This is a genomic window from Pseudomonas sp. BNK-15, from assembly GCF_047456105.1.
Taxonomy (GTDB): domain Bacteria; phylum Pseudomonadota; class Gammaproteobacteria; order Pseudomonadales; family Pseudomonadaceae; genus Aquipseudomonas; species Aquipseudomonas putida_E.
Genome location: NZ_CP179898.1, coordinates 2729532 through 2745392, shown reverse-complemented (window position 1 = coordinate 2745392; position 15861 = coordinate 2729532). Strand labels below are relative to the sequence as shown.

Here is a 15861-nt window from a genome sequence, read left to right as displayed (position 1 = left end):
TTCATGGCCGCCCTGAACGACAGGTCACCATGGAAGCCCTACGCCGCCGTATCGAAACCCAGGTCATGAGCCTCACCGGGCTGGCCCTCGGCCAGCTCGACCTGGAATCCCCCAAAGGTGACCCCGGCCTGTTCGGCCCGCACAGCATGAGCTGGCGGGTGCATGGCGATTTCCCCAGCATGCTGGTTGGCGGTATCAGCGCCCTGATGCTGCAACTGCTGCACCCGCTGGCACTGGCGGGCGTGTGGGACCACTCCAACTTTCGCCAAGACCTGCTCGGCCGCTTGCGCCGCACCAGCCAATTCATTTCGGGCACGACATTCGGCTCGACCCGTGACGCCGAGTGGCTGATCGACAAGGTGCGCACCATTCACCTGCAAGTGACCGGGACTGCGCCCGATGGCCGTCCATACGCTGCCAGCGACCCCGATCTGCTGACCTGGGTACATGTGGCCGAAGTCAGCAGCTTCCTCGCGGCCCACCTGCGCTATCGCGACCCGCAGCTGTCACGCACCGAGCAGGATGCCTATTACGACGAAATCGCCCTGATCGCCGAACGCCTTGGTGCCCGCAATGTGCCCCGCTCATGCCAGCAGGTCGACGAGTACCTGCAGCGTATGCGCCCTCAATTGCACTGCGACGCGCGCAGCCTGGAAGTGATCGAGATCCTGCTTCAGGCCCCTGCGCCGAGCCGTCTTGCCCAGCCGGTTGGCAGGTTGATGCTGCAAGCGGGTATCGACCTGTTGCCGGACTGGGCCCAGGCCATGCTCGGCCTGCATCAGGGCCCGCTGCAGCAGCGCATGATCCGTTTGGGGCTAAGCCGCACCGCCCCGGTACTGCGTTGGGCCATGCGTGACGGTTCGGCGCATCGCGCCAAAAGGCGCATGGGGATCGAGTGAGCGCAAATGCCGCGCCCCCAGCGGAACCGATTTAACCTGCCATACTCCAAGCTCTCCTGCCTGGACAGACGAAGCGACACATGTACAAAGGATTGACTCGCGCCCTCGGCGCCCTGTTGGCTCTCGTGGCCCTCTACAGCCTGCTTGGCTTCCTCATCGTTCCTGGCGTTGCCCTGCGCATCGCCAACCAGCAGCTGGCCCAATACGCCACACTGCCGGCGCACCTTCAGCGTATCGAGCTCAACCCGTTCAGCCTCGAGCTGACGCTGTGGGGCCTGCAGATCGGCGAACCGGGCAAAGAACAGGTAGGGTTTGAGCGGCTGTATGCCAACCTTGCGCTCGACAGCCTGTGGAGCGGCGCCCTGCACCTGCAGGCGATCGAACTCGACAAACCCCGCAACGAAGTGCTGTTCGCCAAGGACGGCACGCTCAACCTCACCCAGCTGTTCAAGCTGCCAGCCAGCGAACCCAAAGCTCAAGAGCCTGCATCCGATCCGTTCCCCTTGCGCATCGGCAGCATCAAGCTCAGCGCTGGCTACCTGCATTTTGCCGATGCGCGTCCAAGCGAGCCGATCGAATTCATCTACGACGACATGAACCTGGAGCTGAAAAACCTCAGCACCTTGCCGGACGACAACGCTGACATGACGTTGGTGGCATTGGGCCCTAACGGTGGGCGCATCGACTGGAACGGCACCTTGAGCCTTGCGCCTATAGCTTCAAAGGGCACTCTGAAAATCACCGACGGCAAGATGAAGCTGTTCTGGCCCTACGTTCGCGATGCCGTGCCGCTGGTGCTGGAGGACGGCGTGGTCAACCTCGACACGCACTACACGCTCAACCTGTCCAAGGAAACCGAGCTGCTGCTGGACAACACCTCGGTACGTGTCGCGCCATTCGCCATAAAGGCGCCAGATGGTCGCCCACTGGTACGCCTGGCGAGCCTCGATGTCAGCGAAACCAGCATCGACCTGGCCAAACAGCGGGTTACCGTGGGCAAGATCCGCAGTGAAAAACTGGAAACCTGGGCCGCCCTGGAGCAGGACGGCCAGCTCGACTGGCAGAAACTCTTCGCCAGCCAGCCGGCCAAGCCCACGCCGACGGAAAAGGCAGAGCCGGCCGCCGCCGAACCGGCTCCCGACGACAAGGCAGCCAAGGAACCAGGCAAGCCATGGCAAGTGCTACTCAAGGACGTTCAGCTGCGCAATTATCAGGTGCACCTGGCCGACCGTAGCCAGAAAGAGCCAGTTGCGCTGGACGTTGGGCCTCTGAACGTCGACCTTCAGGGCTTCGACAGCCTCAACCATTCACCCTTCACCCTCAAGCTCGACACCGGCATTGGCAAGCAGGGCAAGTTGCAGGCCAGTGGCGAGGTCAACCTGGCGCCGGTCAGCGCCAGGCTCGATGTCAGCACACGCGACATCGACCTGCGTATTGCGCAGGCCTATATCAGTCCGTTCATCCGCCTGGAGCTGCGCAGCGGCATGCTTGCCAGCGACCTCAAGGTCGACCTCAAAGGCACCGAACCACTGGCCTTCACCGTGGCCGGCAAGGCGCAGGTCAACCAGTTGCACACCCTGGACACCATCAAGAACCGCGACTTCGTCAAATGGCAACAGGTGAATGTGGACGGCCTGGCCTATGTGCACGGTGATGCCCTGTCGATCGACAAGGTAACCCTGCTGCAGCCCTATGCCCGCTTCATCATCAACGAAGACCGCACCACCAATGTCGATGACCTGCTGATCCCGCAGCCTGCCAATGCCCCCGCGCCAAGCCAAGCCAAGCCGGCCAGCACCCAAAGCAGCAAGCCGCTGGGCATCCGCATCGGGCAGATCAGCATCAACGATGGTTCAGCCAACTTTGCCGACCTCACTCTGACACCTAACTTCGCCACGGCGGTGCAGCAGCTCAACGGCCAGATCGGCACCATCGACAACCGCAAGCCGGCGCCGGCCAAGGTCGACATCAAGGGCAAGGTCGACCGTTATGCACCGGTTACCATCAAAGGCGCGCTGAACCCGTTCAACCCGATGGCAAGCCTGGATATCGCCACCAGCTTCAAACGTGTCGAGCTGACCACGCTGACGCCCTACTCTGGCAAGTTCGCCGGCTTCCGTATCCGCAAGGGCCGCCTGAACCTCGACCTGCACTACCTGATCACCAATGGCCAATTGAAGGCCGAGAACAAGCTGGTGGTCGAGCAATTGCAGTTGGGTGAGAAGGTCGATAGCCCGGATGCGGTCGACCTGCCCATTCGCTTGGCGGTCGCGCTGCTCAAAGACACCGAAGGCAAGATTTCGATCGAGCTGCCGGTGACCGGCGACCTCAACAACCCGCAATTCAGCGTCATGCCTATCGTCTGGCAGACATTGCGCAACCTGGTGCTGCGTGCGGCTCAGGCGCCTTTCAAATTCATCGGCGGGCTGATTGCTGGCGGCGGCTCGCAAGACCTTGGCAACGTATCGTTCGCCCCAGGTTCCAGCGAGCTCAGTGGCGATGCGCAATCGGCCCTGGACAAACTCGCCTCGGCCCTCAAGGAGCGCCCCGAGCTGCGCCTGGAAATCGAAGGCACCAGTGCCCAGAGCAGTGATGGCCCACTGCTAGCTCAGCAGCGCCTGGAGCGGGAGTATCAGGCCACCTGGTACAAGATCCTGCAACGCCGTGGCGACAAGGTGCCGGCCAACGCCTCCATGCTGGTGGTCGACGACAGCGACAAACCGGCCATGCTCGAAGGCATCTACCGTACCCGTCTGAAACAGCAACCGCCGGCCGACTGGGAACAGCTGAGCCGCGAGGAGCGCACCGCCAGGCTGCGCGAGGCGGTGATCAAGTCATGGGCCGAAAGCGCCGCATTGCTGCGCACCCTGGGCCAGGAGCGGGCCAGCAGTATCAAGGACTACCTGGTCGACAAGGGCAAGCTTGAGGATGACCGGGTGTATTTCATCGATACCACGCTGGGGCAGGCTGAATCAGATGGCCGGGTGATTACACCGATGCATCTGGATGCCGAGTAAACAATGTCTGCCCTGACGCGCCCTGTAGGAGCGGCCTTGCGTCGCGAAAGGGCCGCAAAGCGGCCCCAGGATATCAGCGGCGCCACAGCTATCCTGGGACTGCTGCGCAGCCCTTTCGCGACACAAGGCCGCTCCTACGAAAGCCGCTGCCCGGATACCGCCGGGTGGTACAGCGGCTGCACCTTGTTGCCTGCCGGGTCCAGCAAGTGGAAGCTGCGCGCGCCATCCCCATGATTGAAAGGCCGGTCCAGCAAGGTCACCCCACGAGCCTTGAAGTACTGATACCAGGCCTCCAATTCCTCCACGCTGTCGACGATGAAGCCGTAGTGATCCAGCGTCTGCAGGCCATTGGCAGCCCCTGCCCCCCGCCCCAGCGAGAGGTTGTCGTTACCACACGTCAAGTAGACCAGATCCTCGTTGGCTCGATTCAACACCTCCATGCCCAGCACATCGACATAGAAACGCTCGCACTCTTCAAGGTTGGGCACCAGCAGGGCGATATGGCGCAGGCCATTGAGACGACCGGGGCGTGCAGGTAATTCAGACATTAGCGCGACTCCATTTTTGTATACAATTCATAATAGAATTTAAAACAAAAGGAGCTTCATGTGTATAGCTTGTTCATCAAGACGCGCGTCAAGCCTGGTTGCGCCGAACGCTTTCTCACGGCCATCAAGGTAAACGCTGCCGCCTCCGTGGCCACGGAACCCGGGTGCCTGGTGTTCGATGTGTCACAGGACCGGGTCGATCCGGAGGTAATCTACCTGTACGAAATCTACCGCGACGACGAGGCATATGAAGCGCATACCCGCACTGCGCACTTTCGTGACAGCCGCCCCCTTGTAGAGCCTCTGATCGCCGAGCAGGAGTATTTCGAAAGCAACGTTATCGCGCGTAACCCAGCGAATTGAGCGGTAACGAAAAGCCCCGGCCAAGGCCGGGGCTGTTTTGAAAGGTGGCCAGATCCTTTGGCCGACGGGACATTCCTTATTCGGACTTCAGACCATCAGACATGACGCTCTTGACGCCCTTGATGTTCTTGGCAATGCGGACCGCTTCTTCTTTCTGAGAATCGGTGACCTTCACGTCAGAAGACAGCGACACGACGCCTTGGCTGGTTTCGACTTTGATGTCACTGCCTGGAACGCCTTTTTCAGTCATCAGGTCAGCTTTGACTTTGGTGGTGATCCAAGTGTCGGAGCCTTCCTGTTGCATGTTGTCCACAGTGTCGTTGGCAGCCAGCATGACTGGAGCCTGGACAGGCTCGGCGGCGAACGCACCATTAGCCATGGTCAGGGTCAGGGCGGTAGCAGTAGCGGCAGCAATGGCGAACTTCTTCATGTGAGTCACTCCTGTTTTTCGAAAGGTCTGCGCCGTATGTCCTGGCGGCAGGTATGAAGGTAGTTGCACGGGCTGTGCCAGGTTTTAATATTTAGTTTTTTCCTTGTATATCAACTACTTATAAAAATCACTACTAGTCGCCAATCGTGCAAATTGCAACCTGCGAGGTAAATCTGCGTGCAAGATGCAAGTGTGCAAAAGGTTCCGTGCAGACAATAAAAAAGGGCCCGCTAAGGGCCCTTTTTATACAACGTTGCAGGTCGCTTAGACGCCCGAGGCCTTGGCCGCGGCAACGTCTTTGATCGACAGCTTGATACGGCCGCGGTTGTCCACGTCCAGTACCAGCACTTCGACTTCCTGACCTTCTTTCAGAATATCGGTCACTTTCTCTACGCGCGCATCGCTGAGCATGGAGATGTGTACCAGGCCGTCCTTGCCAGGCAGGATGTTGACGAAGGCGCCGAAGTCGACGATACGCTCGACCTTGCCCACGTAGATCTTGCCGATCTCGGCTTCAGCGGTGATGCCCAGAACGCGCTGACGCGCGGCTTCTGCAGCTTCTTTGGTTTCGCCGAAGATCTTGATCGAGCCATCGTCTTCGATATCGATCGAAGCTTTGGTCTCTTCGCAGATGGCGCGGATGGTGGCGCCGCCTTTACCGATGACGTCACGGATCTTGTCGGTGTCGATCTTCATCGCGATCATGGTCGGGGCGTTGGCCGACAGCTCGGTACGCGACTGGCCAATGATCTGGTTCATCTGGCCGAGGATGTTCAGGCGCGCTTCCAGGGCCTGGCCCAGGGCGATTTCCATGATCTCTTCGGTGATGCCGTTGATCTTGATGTCCATCTGCAGTGCGGTAACGCCTTTGGCAGTACCGGCAACCTTGAAGTCCATGTCGCCCAGGTGGTCTTCATCACCCAGGATGTCGGTCAGGACTGCGAACTTCTCGCCTTCCTTGACCAGGCCCATGGCGATACCGGCCACCGGTGCCTTCATCGGTACACCGGCATCCATCAGTGCCAGGGAAGCACCGCAGACCGACGCCATGGAGCTGGAACCGTTGGACTCGGTGATTTCCGACACAACACGGATGGTGTACGGGAACACGTCAGCGGCAGGCAGCATGGCCTGTACCGAACGGCGGGCCAGGCGGCCGTGACCGATTTCACGACGGCCAGCACCGCCCATGCGACCACACTCGCCCACCGAGAACGGCGGGAAGTTGTAGTGCAGCATGAAGGGGTCTTTCTTCTCGCCTTCGAGGGTGTCCAGCAGCTGGGCGTCACGGGCAGTACCCAGGGTCGCGACGACCAGGGCCTGGGTTTCACCACGGGTGAACAGTGCCGAACCGTGCGTCTTCGGCAGAACGCCGACTTCGATGTTCAGCGGGCGAACGGTCTTGGTGTCACGACCATCGATACGCGGCTTGCCGTTGACGATGTTTTCGCGAACGGTGCGGTATTCGATCTCACCGAAGATTTCTTTTACTTCGCTGGCCGATGGCTGGCCTTCTTCACCGGAGAACTTGGCGATCGCCTGGTCGCGCAGCTCGCCCAGGCGCGCGTAGCGGTCGGCCTTGACGGTGATGGTGTAGCCCTGCGAAACGGCTTCGCCGAATTCAGCGCGAATGGCGTTGAACAGCTCGGTGTTGGCAACGGCAGGTTTCCAGTCCCAGGTCGGCTTGGCAGCTTCGGCAGCCAGCTCTTTGACAGCCTGGATAACGGCCTGGAATTCGTCGTGGGCGAACAGTACAGCGCCCAGCATCTGGTCTTCGGTCAGCTCTTGGGCTTCCGATTCAACCATCAGCACGGCGTCGGAAGTACCGGCAACGACCATGTCCAGGCTCGAGGCAGCCAGTTGCTCGTAAGTCGGGTTCAGCAGGTAGCCGGTGCTTTCGTGGAAGGCAACACGGGCAGCGCCGATCGGGCCTTCGAACGGGATGCCGGAGATGGCCAGCGCAGCCGAGGTACCGATCATCGCAGCGATGTCCGGATCGGTCTTCTTGCTGGTCGATACCACGGTGCAGACGACCTGGACTTCGTTCATGAAGCCTTCAGGGAACAGCGGGCGGATCGGACGGTCGATCAGGCGCGAGGTCAGCGTCTCTTTCTCGGAAGGACGGCCTTCGCGCTTGAAGAAGCCACCCGGGATCTTGCCGGCGGCGTAGGTCTTTTCCTGGTAGTGGACCGACAGAGGGAAGAAGCCCTTGCCTGGATCGGCCTGCTTGGCACCGACCACGGTCACCAGCACGGTGACATCGTTGTCGACGGTAACCAGCACGGCGCCGGTTGCCTGACGGGCAATGCGGCCCGTTTCGAGAGTAACGGTCGATTGACCGAACTGGAATTTCTTGATTACCGGGTTCACGGTTTCCTACCTTTTTTCAGTGGCTCTGGGGGAACTGGTTTCTTGCGAATTCTTGGGCAGAACGGGGAATCGGCCCCATTGACCGTCCAGATACAACACGAGGCTGGGAGCCTGGCGCCGAGCGGAAAAAACCGCTCGGCGTTGCCAGGCTGCCAACCTCGAAGATACGCGTGGCGTGTCCGACGCAAACGCTGCCAAGCAGCGCTGGCGAAGCATGCGACACGCCATGCACACCACTGACCAGGCCGCTATTAGCGACGCAGGCCCAGGCGACCGATCAGGGCGCTGTAACGAGTGGTGTCTTTGCCCTTCAGGTAGTCCAGCAGCTTACGACGCTGGTTAACCATGCGGATCAGGCCACGACGCGAGTGGTGGTCTTTACCGTTGGCCTTGAAGTGGCCTTGCAGCTTGTTGATGTTCGCGGTCAGCAGAGCGACCTGAACTTCCGGGCTACCAGTGTCACCAGCAGCTTGCTGGAAGTCGGTAACGATTTGAGCTTTTTCTTCAACGCTGAGGGCCATGTGGCTTCTCCTGATAACGGAACCCGCAAGCGGGTCCAATAGGCCAGGGACAAATCCCTGTATTAATAAAAAAGGTGTGACCGTGCCTACTGACAGCCACCCTTGTATCCGCAGGCCACAGCATGAGCCGAAGCCTGCGGTTTCGATCATTCCGACCGAATCAGTCGACGCGGCGCAATACGCCCGTCTTCGCTCACTTCACCGATACCGATGAAACGACCATTGTGATCCTGTACCCGGACCATGCCAAATTGCGGCGCGTCCGGAGCACGTACCGCCTGGCCATGCAGCCAGTAGAACGCGCTGTGTTCGGACAAGCCGATCAGCGGCCAGTCCTGCAGGCCACTGTCCGAAGGCATGAGGAAGCGATCGAGCGCTTCGTTGCCGCCTTCGGCGTGGGCCTGTTCGAGTTCCTCGAGGGTCACGGTCTGGGCCAGCTCGAAGGGCCCGGCGTGGGTCCTGCGCAGCTCGGCAACATAGGCGCCACAGCCGAGGGCCTCGCCGATATCCTCCACCAGGGTGCGGATATAGGTGCCTTTGCTGCATCCTACGCTCAGCCGTGCACGGGTGCCTTCGCACTCGAGCAACTCCAAGCGGTTAATAGTAACAGAACGCGCCTCGCGCTCCACTACCTCTCCTGCACGTGCCAGTTTGTAAAGCGGCTGACCATCACGCTTGAGCGCCGAGTACATCGGCGGTATCTGGCTGATCGGGCCGCGAAAACGTGGCAGTAGCGCCTCGATGTCGGCACGACCAACGGTCACTTCACGGGTTTGCAGGACCTCGCCTTCAGCATCGGCAGTATTGGTAGTCTGCCCCAGCTGCATGACGGTTTCGTAGCCCTTGTCGGAATCGAGCAGGTACTGCGAAAACTTGGTCGCTTCGCCGAAGCACAGCGGCAGCACGCCGGTGGCCAACGGGTCGAGGCTGCCGGTGTGGCCGGCCTTTTCCGCGTTGAGCAACCAGCGCACTTTCTGCAGTGCGGCGTTGGAGGTGAACCCCAGTGGCTTGTCGAGCAGGATGATGCCGCTGACGTTGCGGCGGATACGTTTGACCTGGGCCACCGGTTACTCCTTGGTGTCCTGCTCGTCGGTATCCTTGTGCAGGCGGTCTTCGGCCACTGCACGCTCGATCAGCGCTGACAGGTGGACACCACGGCTGACGCTCTCATCGAAATGGAAGTGCAACTGCGGCACGCTGCGCAGCTGCATCGAGCGGCCCAGGTGCAGGCGCAGGAAGCTGGCAGCGCTGTTCAGCGCCTTGAGCGACTGCTGCACTGCGTCCGGCGTTTCTTCACCCATGACGGTGATGAAGACCTTGGCATGGCCCAGGTCGCGACTGACGTCGACGGCGGTGATGGTCACCAGGCCGACGCGTGGGTCCTTGACTTCACGGCGGATCAGTTCTGCCAGCTCGCGCTGCATCTGATCACCGATACGTTGGGTACGGCTGTATTCTTTGGCCATTCTTGCTACCTGTAACTTAAAGCGGCAAACGCCCGGTCAGGCTGAAGCCTGACCGGGCGCTACCTACTGAGGGGCTGCCCACCGCCCTGGGGCGGGGGCCGACACCCTGCTCGCCCTTAAAGGGTACGAGCAACCTGGACTTTCTCGAAGACTTCGATCTTGTCGCCGACCTTGACGTCGTTGTAGCTCTTGACGCCAATACCGCACTCCATGCCCGAACGCACTTCTGCAGCGTCGTCCTTGAAACGACGCAGCGATTCCAGCTCGCCTTCGAAGATGACCACGTCGTCGCGCAGTACGCGGATCGGACGGTTGCGGTACACGGTACCCTCGATGACCATACAGCCAGCGATGGCGCCGAACTTCGGCGAACGGAACACGTCACGCACTTCGGCCACACCCAGGATGTTCTCGCGAACATCGCTGCCGAGCATGCCGGTCAGGGCCTTCTTGACGTCTTCGATGATGTCGTAGATCACGTTGTAGTAACGCATATCCAGACCTTCCTGCTCGACGATCTTGCGCGCACCGGCATCGGCACGCACGTTGAAGCCGAACAGCACCGCATTGGACGCCAGCGCCAGGTTGGCATCGCTCTCGGTGATACCACCGACGCCGCCACCGATCACGCGAACCTGAACTTCGTCGTTGCCCAGGCCGCCGAGCGAACCCTGAAGTGCTTCCAGGGAACCGCGCACGTCGGTCTTGAGGACGATGTTGAGGGTCTTCTTCTCTTCCTGACCCATGGTCTCGAAGATGTTTTCCAGCTTGCCGGCGTGAGCACGGGCCAGCTTGACCTCGCGGTATTTGCCCTGACGGAACAGTGCAACCTCGCGGGCCTTCTTCTCGTCGGCAACCACGGACAGCTCGTCACCGGCTTCCGGAGTGCCATCCAGGCCGAGGATTTCGACCGGGATCGACGGGCCGGCTTCCTTAACAGGCTTGCCGTTCTCGTCCAGCATGGCACGCACGCGGCCATAGTTGGAGCCGCACAGGACCATGTCGCCCTGACGCAGGGTACCGTCCTGAACCAGGATGGTCGCCACCGGGCCGCGGCCCTTGTCCAGGCGCGATTCGACAACCACACCACGACCAGGCGCGGTCGGAGTGGCCGTCAACTCGAGGACTTCGGCCTGCAGCAATACGGCTTCAAGCAGTTCGTCGACGCCCGTACCCATCTTCGCCGAAACCTTGACGAACGGCGTGTCACCACCCCATTCCTCGGAGGTCACGCCTTCGACGGACAGCTCGTTACGGATGCGATCGAGGTCAGCACCAGGCTTGTCGATCTTGTTCACCGCAACCACCAGAGGGACGCCAGCTGCCTTGGCATGCTGAACGGCTTCACGGGTCTGTGGCATCACGCCATCGTCCGCCGCCACCACCAGGATGACGATGTCGGTCGCCTTGGCACCACGGGCACGCATCTGAGTGAACGCAGCGTGGCCTGGGGTATCGAGGAAGGTGACCATGCCGCGGTCGGTTTCCACGTGGTAGGCACCGATGTGCTGGGTGATACCACCGGCTTCGCCAGCGGCAACCTTGGCACGACGGATATAGTCGAGCAGCGAGGTCTTGCCATGGTCAACGTGACCCATGACGGTAACGACCGGTGCACGCGACTCGGCCTGGCCTTCGAACTTCAGCGATTCGGCCAGGGAATCTTCCAGGGCGGTATCGCTGACCAGGGTGACCTTGTGGCCCAGCTCTTCTGCGATCAGCTGAGCGGTTTCCTGGTCGAGCACCTGGTTGATGGTGACCGGAGTGCCCATCTTGAACATGAACTTGACGACTTCAGCGGCCTTGACCGACATCTGCTGCGCAAGTTCCGAGACGGTGATGGTCTCGCCGATGGTCACGTCACGGATGACCGGACCGGTCGGGTTCTGGAAGCCATGCTGGTTACGCTTCTTCAGCTTGCCCTTGCCACCACGACCACGGCGAGCGCCATCGCTCTCTTCGTCGGTGGTGCGCGGAGCGGCACGAGGGGTCGGAGCCTTTTCTTTCTCCTTCACCTTGACCTTGATCGACACACGTGGCGCCTCGCCACGGCGACGGTCGTCATCGCGAGTACGGCTTTCGTTGCGACGGGTCTCGTCCTTCTTGCGCTCGGCAGCACGGGCTGCAGCGTCTTCGGAAGCCGGGGCGTTAGCGACGGCCGGTGCTGGTGCCGGAGCAGCAGCAGCCGGTGCCGGCTCGGCCTTGGCAGCCGGCGCAGCGGCAGCAGTAGCGGTCGCGTGGCGACGAGCCTGCTCTTCGTTACGCTGGCGAACGTCGGCGTCGACCTTGTCACGCGCGGCATTTTCAGCCGCACGGCGCTCGTCCTGCTCACGTTTCTGCTCAGCCTGAATCTCTTCAGGGCTGCGCTGAACGAATACTTTCTTCTTGCGTACTTCTACGCTGATGCTTTTGCTACCGGCGACACGCAGGGTGCTGGTGGTCTTGCGCTGCAAGGTAATCTTGCGCGGCTCTTCCGCCTTGCTCTTGTGGCTGCTCTTCAAATGGGTCAGCAGAGTCTGCTTCTCATTGTCGGTCACTACCTGACCGGCGTCGGTGTGCGGCAGACCTGCCTCACGCATCTGCTGCAGCAGGCGCTCTACCGGTGCCTCGACCTCTTGGGCCAGTTCTTTCACCGTGACTTGCGTCATGCACTTCTCTCCTCAGGCCGCGCCTAATTACTCGAACCAGTGGGCTCGGGCGGCCATGATCAACTTGCCGGCACGCTCTTGGTCGATGCCGTCGATGTCGAGCAGGTCGTCAATCGACTGCTCGGCCAGGTCTTCGCGGTTAACCACGCCGCGCACCGCCAGTTCCGCCGCCAGGTCCTTGTCCATGCCCTCAAGGGAGAGCAGGTCTTCGGCCGGATGGGCGTCTGCCAGTTTTTCTTCGGTAGCGATGGCCTTGGTCAACAAACGGTCCTTGGCTCGAGCGCGGAGCTCATTGACGATATCCTCGTCAAAGCCATCGATGTTGAGCATTTCTTCCAACGGTACGTAGGCAATTTCTTCAAGGCTGGTAAAGCCTTCGTCGACCAGCACTTGGGCCAGCTCCTCGTCGACTTCCAGTTCCTCGATGAAGTTGCGCAGGATGTCACCGGTTTCCGCCTGCTGCTTGGCCTGGATGTCCTTCTCGGTCATCACGTTCAGGGTCCAGCCGGTCAACTGACTGGCCAGGCGAACGTTCTGACCACCACGGCCAATGGCCTGGGCCAGGTTGTCCTCGGCAACGGCGATGTCCATGGCATGGGCATCTTCGTCAACGATGATCGCCGCGACTTCAGCCGGCGACATGGCGTTGATGACAAATTGCGCCGGGTTCTCGTCCCACAGGACGATATCCACACGCTCGCCACCCAGCTCGCCGGATACGGCCTGGACGCGCGAACCGCGCATGCCGATACAGGCACCCTGCGGGTCGATGCGCTTGTCCTTGGAGCGGACGGCGATCTTGGCACGCGATCCCGGATCACGGGAAGCGGCCATGACTTCAATGAGGCCTTCTGCGATTTCCGGCACTTCGATGCGGAACAGTTCGATCAGCATCTGTGGCGCGGTGCGCGACAGGATCAGCTGCGGACCGCGGTTCTCGGTGCGGATTTCCTTGAGCAGCGCACGCAAGCGCACGCCAACCCGGAAGGTCTCACGTGGAATGATGTCTTCGCGAGCCAGCAGCGCCTCGGCGTTGTTGCCCAGGTCGACGATGACGTTGTCGCGGGTAACCTTCTTGACAGTACCGGAGATGATCTCGCCAACGCGTTCGCGGTAGGCATCGACCACCTGGGCGCGCTCGGCCTCACGGACCTTCTGCACGATGACCTGCTTGGCGGTCTGGGCGGCGATACGACCGAATTCGATGGACTCGATCTTCTCCTCGATCACGTCACCCACCTTGGCTTCAGGGTGAGTCTCGTGGATCTTGGCCAGCCAGGTCTCGATTGCCGGATCGTCCAGATCGGCTTCGTCGACCACGGTCCAGCGACGGAAGGTCTCGTAGCTACCGGTGTGGCGGTTGATTTCCACACGCAGGTCGACTTCGTCTTCAAAACGTTTTTTGGTTGCAGTAGCCAAGGCCACTTCCAGCGCTTCGAAAATGACGCCGGGCGGTACACCTTTTTCGTTGGATACCGATTCAACAACCAGCAGTACTTCTTTGCTCATCGTACGCCTCGCCTTGCGCAAGCCATTGGGCCCGGATAGTCCGCCGGGCCCGGCACGTCTCAGTCAAAACTGGGAATAATATTGGCCTTGTCGATCGAGTCGATCGGCAACAGGAACTCATGACTGTCCACCTGGACCACCACATCCTGCTCCTCCACACCGCGGAGAAGGCCCTGGAAGTTACGACGACCCTCGAAGGGCGTACGCAGCTTGATCTTCACTTGTTCGCCGGCATGCGAGGCAAACTGTTCCAGCGTGAACAGCGGGCGATCCATGCCTGGAGAGGACACCTCAAGGGTATATTCACTGCTGATCGGATCTTCCACATCAAGAATGGCGCTGGCCTGACGGCTGACCGCTTCACAGTCCTCCACCAGAATGCCGCCTTCCTTGTCGATATAGATGCGCAATACCGAATGCTTACCCTGGGAAACGTACTCGATCCCCCAGCATTGATAGCCCAGACCCTCGACCACCGGGGCCAACAAGGCCTGCAACTGTTCTAGCTTGCTCGACACCTGAACCCCCTCGTGCATGCTGTGCAAATAAAAAATGGGCGAAGCGCCCATCCCTGAAAGCGCCGTTGGACAACGACGCCGTAAACTGTTCGGCTAGCAAAAAGCCCCTGAAAAGGGGCTCCGCTGAAGCTGGTTGCGGGGGCTGGATTTGAACCAACGACCTTCGGGTTATGAGCCCGACGAGCTACCAAGCTGCTCCACCCCGCGACAAAGCTGGGGCGAAAGTATAAGACTGAACCCGTCGCTGGGTCAATCTAACCTCCACCTGCAAGAAAGCCCGCTAAAGCGGGCTCTCAAGCTTTAATTGGTACCGAGAAGGGGACTCGAACCCCTACACCCTATGGGCACAACCACCTCAAGGTTGCGTGTCTACCAATTCCACCACCTCGGCAATATTACTTCTTGAAACCCGTTACTTCTGCTCTTCGGCTGGAGGAGGTACGTCACCCGCTGGGGTGGTTTCGCTCTTCTGCTCCTGGAGCACCGGTACATCATCATTTACTGCCGGCTTTGGCTGCTTTACTTCCAACACCGCTGGATCCGGAAGTCCCGCCTGACCAAGCTGGTGAGCTTGTTGCTTGGCGAAGTATCCTAACCCAAGTGCTGTCAAAAAGAAAGTGGCAGCAAGTATAGCAGTGAATTTACTCAGGAAGGTAGCAGAACCTTGGCTTCCGAACACAGTATTTGAAGCACCTGCGCCGAAAGATGCACCTGCTTCCGCACCCTTACCCTGTTGCAACAGCACCAGCACTACAAGCGACAGCGCTGCCAACAGATGAAAAACAACGATGACTGTTTCCAGCATTTGTTCAGTTTCCTGCGGCGCGACAAATTGCACCGAATTCGTCTGCGTTCAGGGATGCTCCACCAATGAGCCCCCCATCAATATCCGGCATGCCGAACAGTTCGGCCGCATTGGCCGCCTTCACGCTACCGCCGTAGAGAAGCTGCACATTTTGCGCAACTTCGGCGTCCTTCGCTGCCAACTGCTTACGGATGGCTGCATGCACATCCTGAGCTTGCTGTGGCGAGGCCGTCAAACCTGTACCGATGGCCCATACAGGCTCATAGGCAATTACTGCATTGGCAAAAGCGGCAATACCGAACGCGTCGATAACACTGCTTAGTTGACGCCCAACAACTTCAAGCGTCTTGCCTGCTTCGCGCTCTTGTAGAGTTTCCCCTATGCAGAGCACCGGCGTCAAACCACTTTTCTGAGCAGCTGCAAACTTGCGATTAAGCACTTCTTCACTTTCACCGATAACCTGGCGACGTTCGGAGTGACCAATCAACACCAACTTGCAACCCACTTCAGCCAACTGACTCGGTGCAACTTCACCAGTCAGCGCACCCTGTTCGGGCTGTACTGCAGAATTCTGTGCTCCAACGATGATTCCTTTGCCTTTCAGGCCATCAATGACTTCATTGATGAACAGGGCCGGAGGAAAAACCGCGACTTCGATACCTTCGGGAATGAGCATATTGCCCAAGCCCTGAGTCAGCTCAGCGACGCTGGCGCGGGTACCGTGCATCTTCCAGTTACCAGCTACCATGGGGCGACGCATGCTTTAC

14 protein-coding genes and 2 tRNA genes are annotated in these 15861 nt (G+C 60.1%); 3 read left to right on the top strand and 13 right to left on the bottom strand.

From position 1 onward, the window contains the following. The first annotated feature begins 29 nt into the window (after positions 1 to 29). Together ACMGF5_RS12515 and ACMGF5_RS12510 are read left to right on the top strand one after the other, a co-directional pair. Positions 30 to 899, top strand: coding sequence for an oxygenase MpaB family protein (locus ACMGF5_RS12515; RefSeq protein ID WP_119688253.1), 870 nt, complete (start codon positions 30 to 32; stop codon positions 897 to 899). Between the two features lie 80 nt (positions 900 to 979). Next, entirely contained in the window at positions 980 to 3916 is a 2937-nt protein-coding gene (locus tag ACMGF5_RS12510) for a DUF748 domain-containing protein (protein ID WP_414156174.1), read from the top strand. Between the two features lie 134 nt (positions 3917 to 4050). Here ACMGF5_RS12510 and ACMGF5_RS12505 read toward each other — a convergent pair whose 3' ends face one another. Further along, positions 4051 to 4464 (bottom strand): VOC family protein, encoded by a 414-nt coding sequence (locus tag ACMGF5_RS12505; protein ID WP_046788159.1) that lies wholly within the window; start codon positions 4462 to 4464, stop codon positions 4051 to 4053. Positions 4465 to 4524: 60 nt separating this feature from the next. On the opposite strand from ACMGF5_RS12505, the gene ACMGF5_RS12500 reads away from it, so the two are divergent. Continuing rightward, positions 4525 to 4827, top strand: coding sequence for a putative quinol monooxygenase (locus tag ACMGF5_RS12500; RefSeq protein WP_204919640.1), 303 nt, complete (start codon positions 4525 to 4527; stop codon positions 4825 to 4827). A gap of 76 nt (positions 4828 to 4903) precedes the next feature. Here ACMGF5_RS12500 and ACMGF5_RS12495 read toward each other — a convergent pair whose 3' ends face one another. The 12 genes from ACMGF5_RS12495 to tpiA all read right to left on the bottom strand — a co-directional run bounded on the left by ACMGF5_RS12495 (position 4904) and on the right by tpiA (position 15854). Next, positions 4904 to 5257, bottom strand: a complete 354-nt coding sequence (locus ACMGF5_RS12495; RefSeq protein WP_039603841.1) for a BON domain-containing protein — start codon at positions 5255 to 5257, stop codon at positions 4904 to 4906. Positions 5258 to 5521: 264 nt separating this feature from the next. Further along, entirely contained in the window at positions 5522 to 7627 is a 2106-nt protein-coding gene (gene pnp / locus ACMGF5_RS12490; RefSeq protein ID WP_046788156.1) for a polyribonucleotide nucleotidyltransferase, read from the bottom strand. Positions 7628 to 7878: 251 nt separating this feature from the next. Then, entirely contained in the window at positions 7879 to 8148 is a 270-nt protein-coding gene (gene rpsO / locus ACMGF5_RS12485; RefSeq protein WP_012274241.1) for a 30S ribosomal protein S15, read from the bottom strand. A gap of 146 nt (positions 8149 to 8294) precedes the next feature. Further along, a complete protein-coding gene (gene truB / locus ACMGF5_RS12480) occupies positions 8295 to 9212 on the bottom strand; it encodes a tRNA pseudouridine(55) synthase TruB (RefSeq protein WP_046788155.1) in 918 nt (305 codons plus the stop codon). Positions 9213 to 9215: 3 nt separating this feature from the next. Continuing rightward, on the bottom strand, positions 9216 to 9614 hold the full coding sequence (gene rbfA, locus ACMGF5_RS12475; RefSeq protein ID WP_012312655.1) for a 30S ribosome-binding factor RbfA: 399 nt from the start codon (positions 9612 to 9614) through the stop codon (positions 9216 to 9218). 116 nt (positions 9615 to 9730) lie between these two features. Beyond that, positions 9731 to 12262 carry a translation initiation factor IF-2 gene (gene infB / locus ACMGF5_RS12470; protein WP_046788154.1) on the bottom strand — a complete coding sequence of 844 codons (2532 nt, stop codon included), beginning with the start codon at positions 12260 to 12262 and terminating at the stop codon, positions 9731 to 9733. Positions 12263 to 12289: 27 nt separating this feature from the next. Then, positions 12290 to 13771, bottom strand: coding sequence for a transcription termination factor NusA (gene nusA / locus ACMGF5_RS12465; protein ID WP_046788153.1), 1482 nt, complete (start codon positions 13769 to 13771; stop codon positions 12290 to 12292). Positions 13772 to 13830: 59 nt separating this feature from the next. Further along, on the bottom strand, positions 13831 to 14289 hold the full coding sequence (rimP, locus tag ACMGF5_RS12460; protein WP_042111874.1) for a ribosome maturation factor RimP: 459 nt from the start codon (positions 14287 to 14289) through the stop codon (positions 13831 to 13833). A 130-nt stretch (positions 14290 to 14419) separates the two neighbouring features. Next, positions 14420 to 14496 (bottom strand) — tRNA-Met (locus ACMGF5_RS12455). Positions 14497 to 14594: 98 nt separating this feature from the next. After that, positions 14595 to 14680: transfer RNA gene (locus ACMGF5_RS12450), tRNA-Leu, on the bottom strand. 21 nt (positions 14681 to 14701) lie between these two features. Further along, positions 14702 to 15094 (bottom strand): preprotein translocase subunit SecG, encoded by a 393-nt coding sequence (secG, locus tag ACMGF5_RS12445; protein WP_012312651.1) that lies wholly within the window; start codon positions 15092 to 15094, stop codon positions 14702 to 14704. Positions 15095 to 15098: 4 nt separating this feature from the next. Continuing rightward, positions 15099 to 15854 carry a triose-phosphate isomerase gene (gene tpiA, locus ACMGF5_RS12440; RefSeq protein WP_039603947.1) on the bottom strand — a complete coding sequence of 252 codons (756 nt, stop codon included), beginning with the start codon at positions 15852 to 15854 and terminating at the stop codon, positions 15099 to 15101. Between the last annotated feature and the right edge of the window lie 7 nt (positions 15855 to 15861).

Bases quoted from the DNA above. Each gene is read 5' to 3' on its own strand.
- ACMGF5_RS12515 (WP_119688253.1), top strand. From the start codon at position 30: ATGGAAGCCCTACGCCGCCGTATCGAAACCCAGGTCATGAGCCTCACC.
- ACMGF5_RS12510 (WP_414156174.1), top strand. From the start codon at position 980: ATGTACAAAGGATTGACTCGCGCCCTCGGCGCCCTGTTGGCTCTCGTG.
- ACMGF5_RS12505 (WP_046788159.1), bottom strand. From the start codon at position 4,464: ATGTCTGAATTACCTGCACGCCCCGGTCGTCTCAATGGCCTGCGCCAT.
- ACMGF5_RS12495 (WP_039603841.1), bottom strand. From the start codon at position 5,257: ATGAAGAAGTTCGCCATTGCTGCCGCTACTGCTACCGCCCTGACCCTG.
- rpsO (WP_012274241.1), bottom strand. From the start codon at position 8,148: ATGGCCCTCAGCGTTGAAGAAAAAGCTCAAATCGTTACCGACTTCCAG.
- rbfA (WP_012312655.1), bottom strand. From the start codon at position 9,614: ATGGCCAAAGAATACAGCCGTACCCAACGTATCGGTGATCAGATGCAG.
- infB (WP_046788154.1), bottom strand. From the start codon at position 12,262: ATGACGCAAGTCACGGTGAAAGAACTGGCCCAAGAGGTCGAGGCACCG.
- nusA (WP_046788153.1), bottom strand. From the start codon at position 13,771: ATGAGCAAAGAAGTACTGCTGGTTGTTGAATCGGTATCCAACGAAAAA.
- secG (WP_012312651.1), bottom strand. From the start codon at position 15,094: ATGCTGGAAACAGTCATCGTTGTTTTTCATCTGTTGGCAGCGCTGTCG.
- tpiA (WP_039603947.1), bottom strand. From the start codon at position 15,854: ATGCGTCGCCCCATGGTAGCTGGTAACTGGAAGATGCACGGTACCCGC.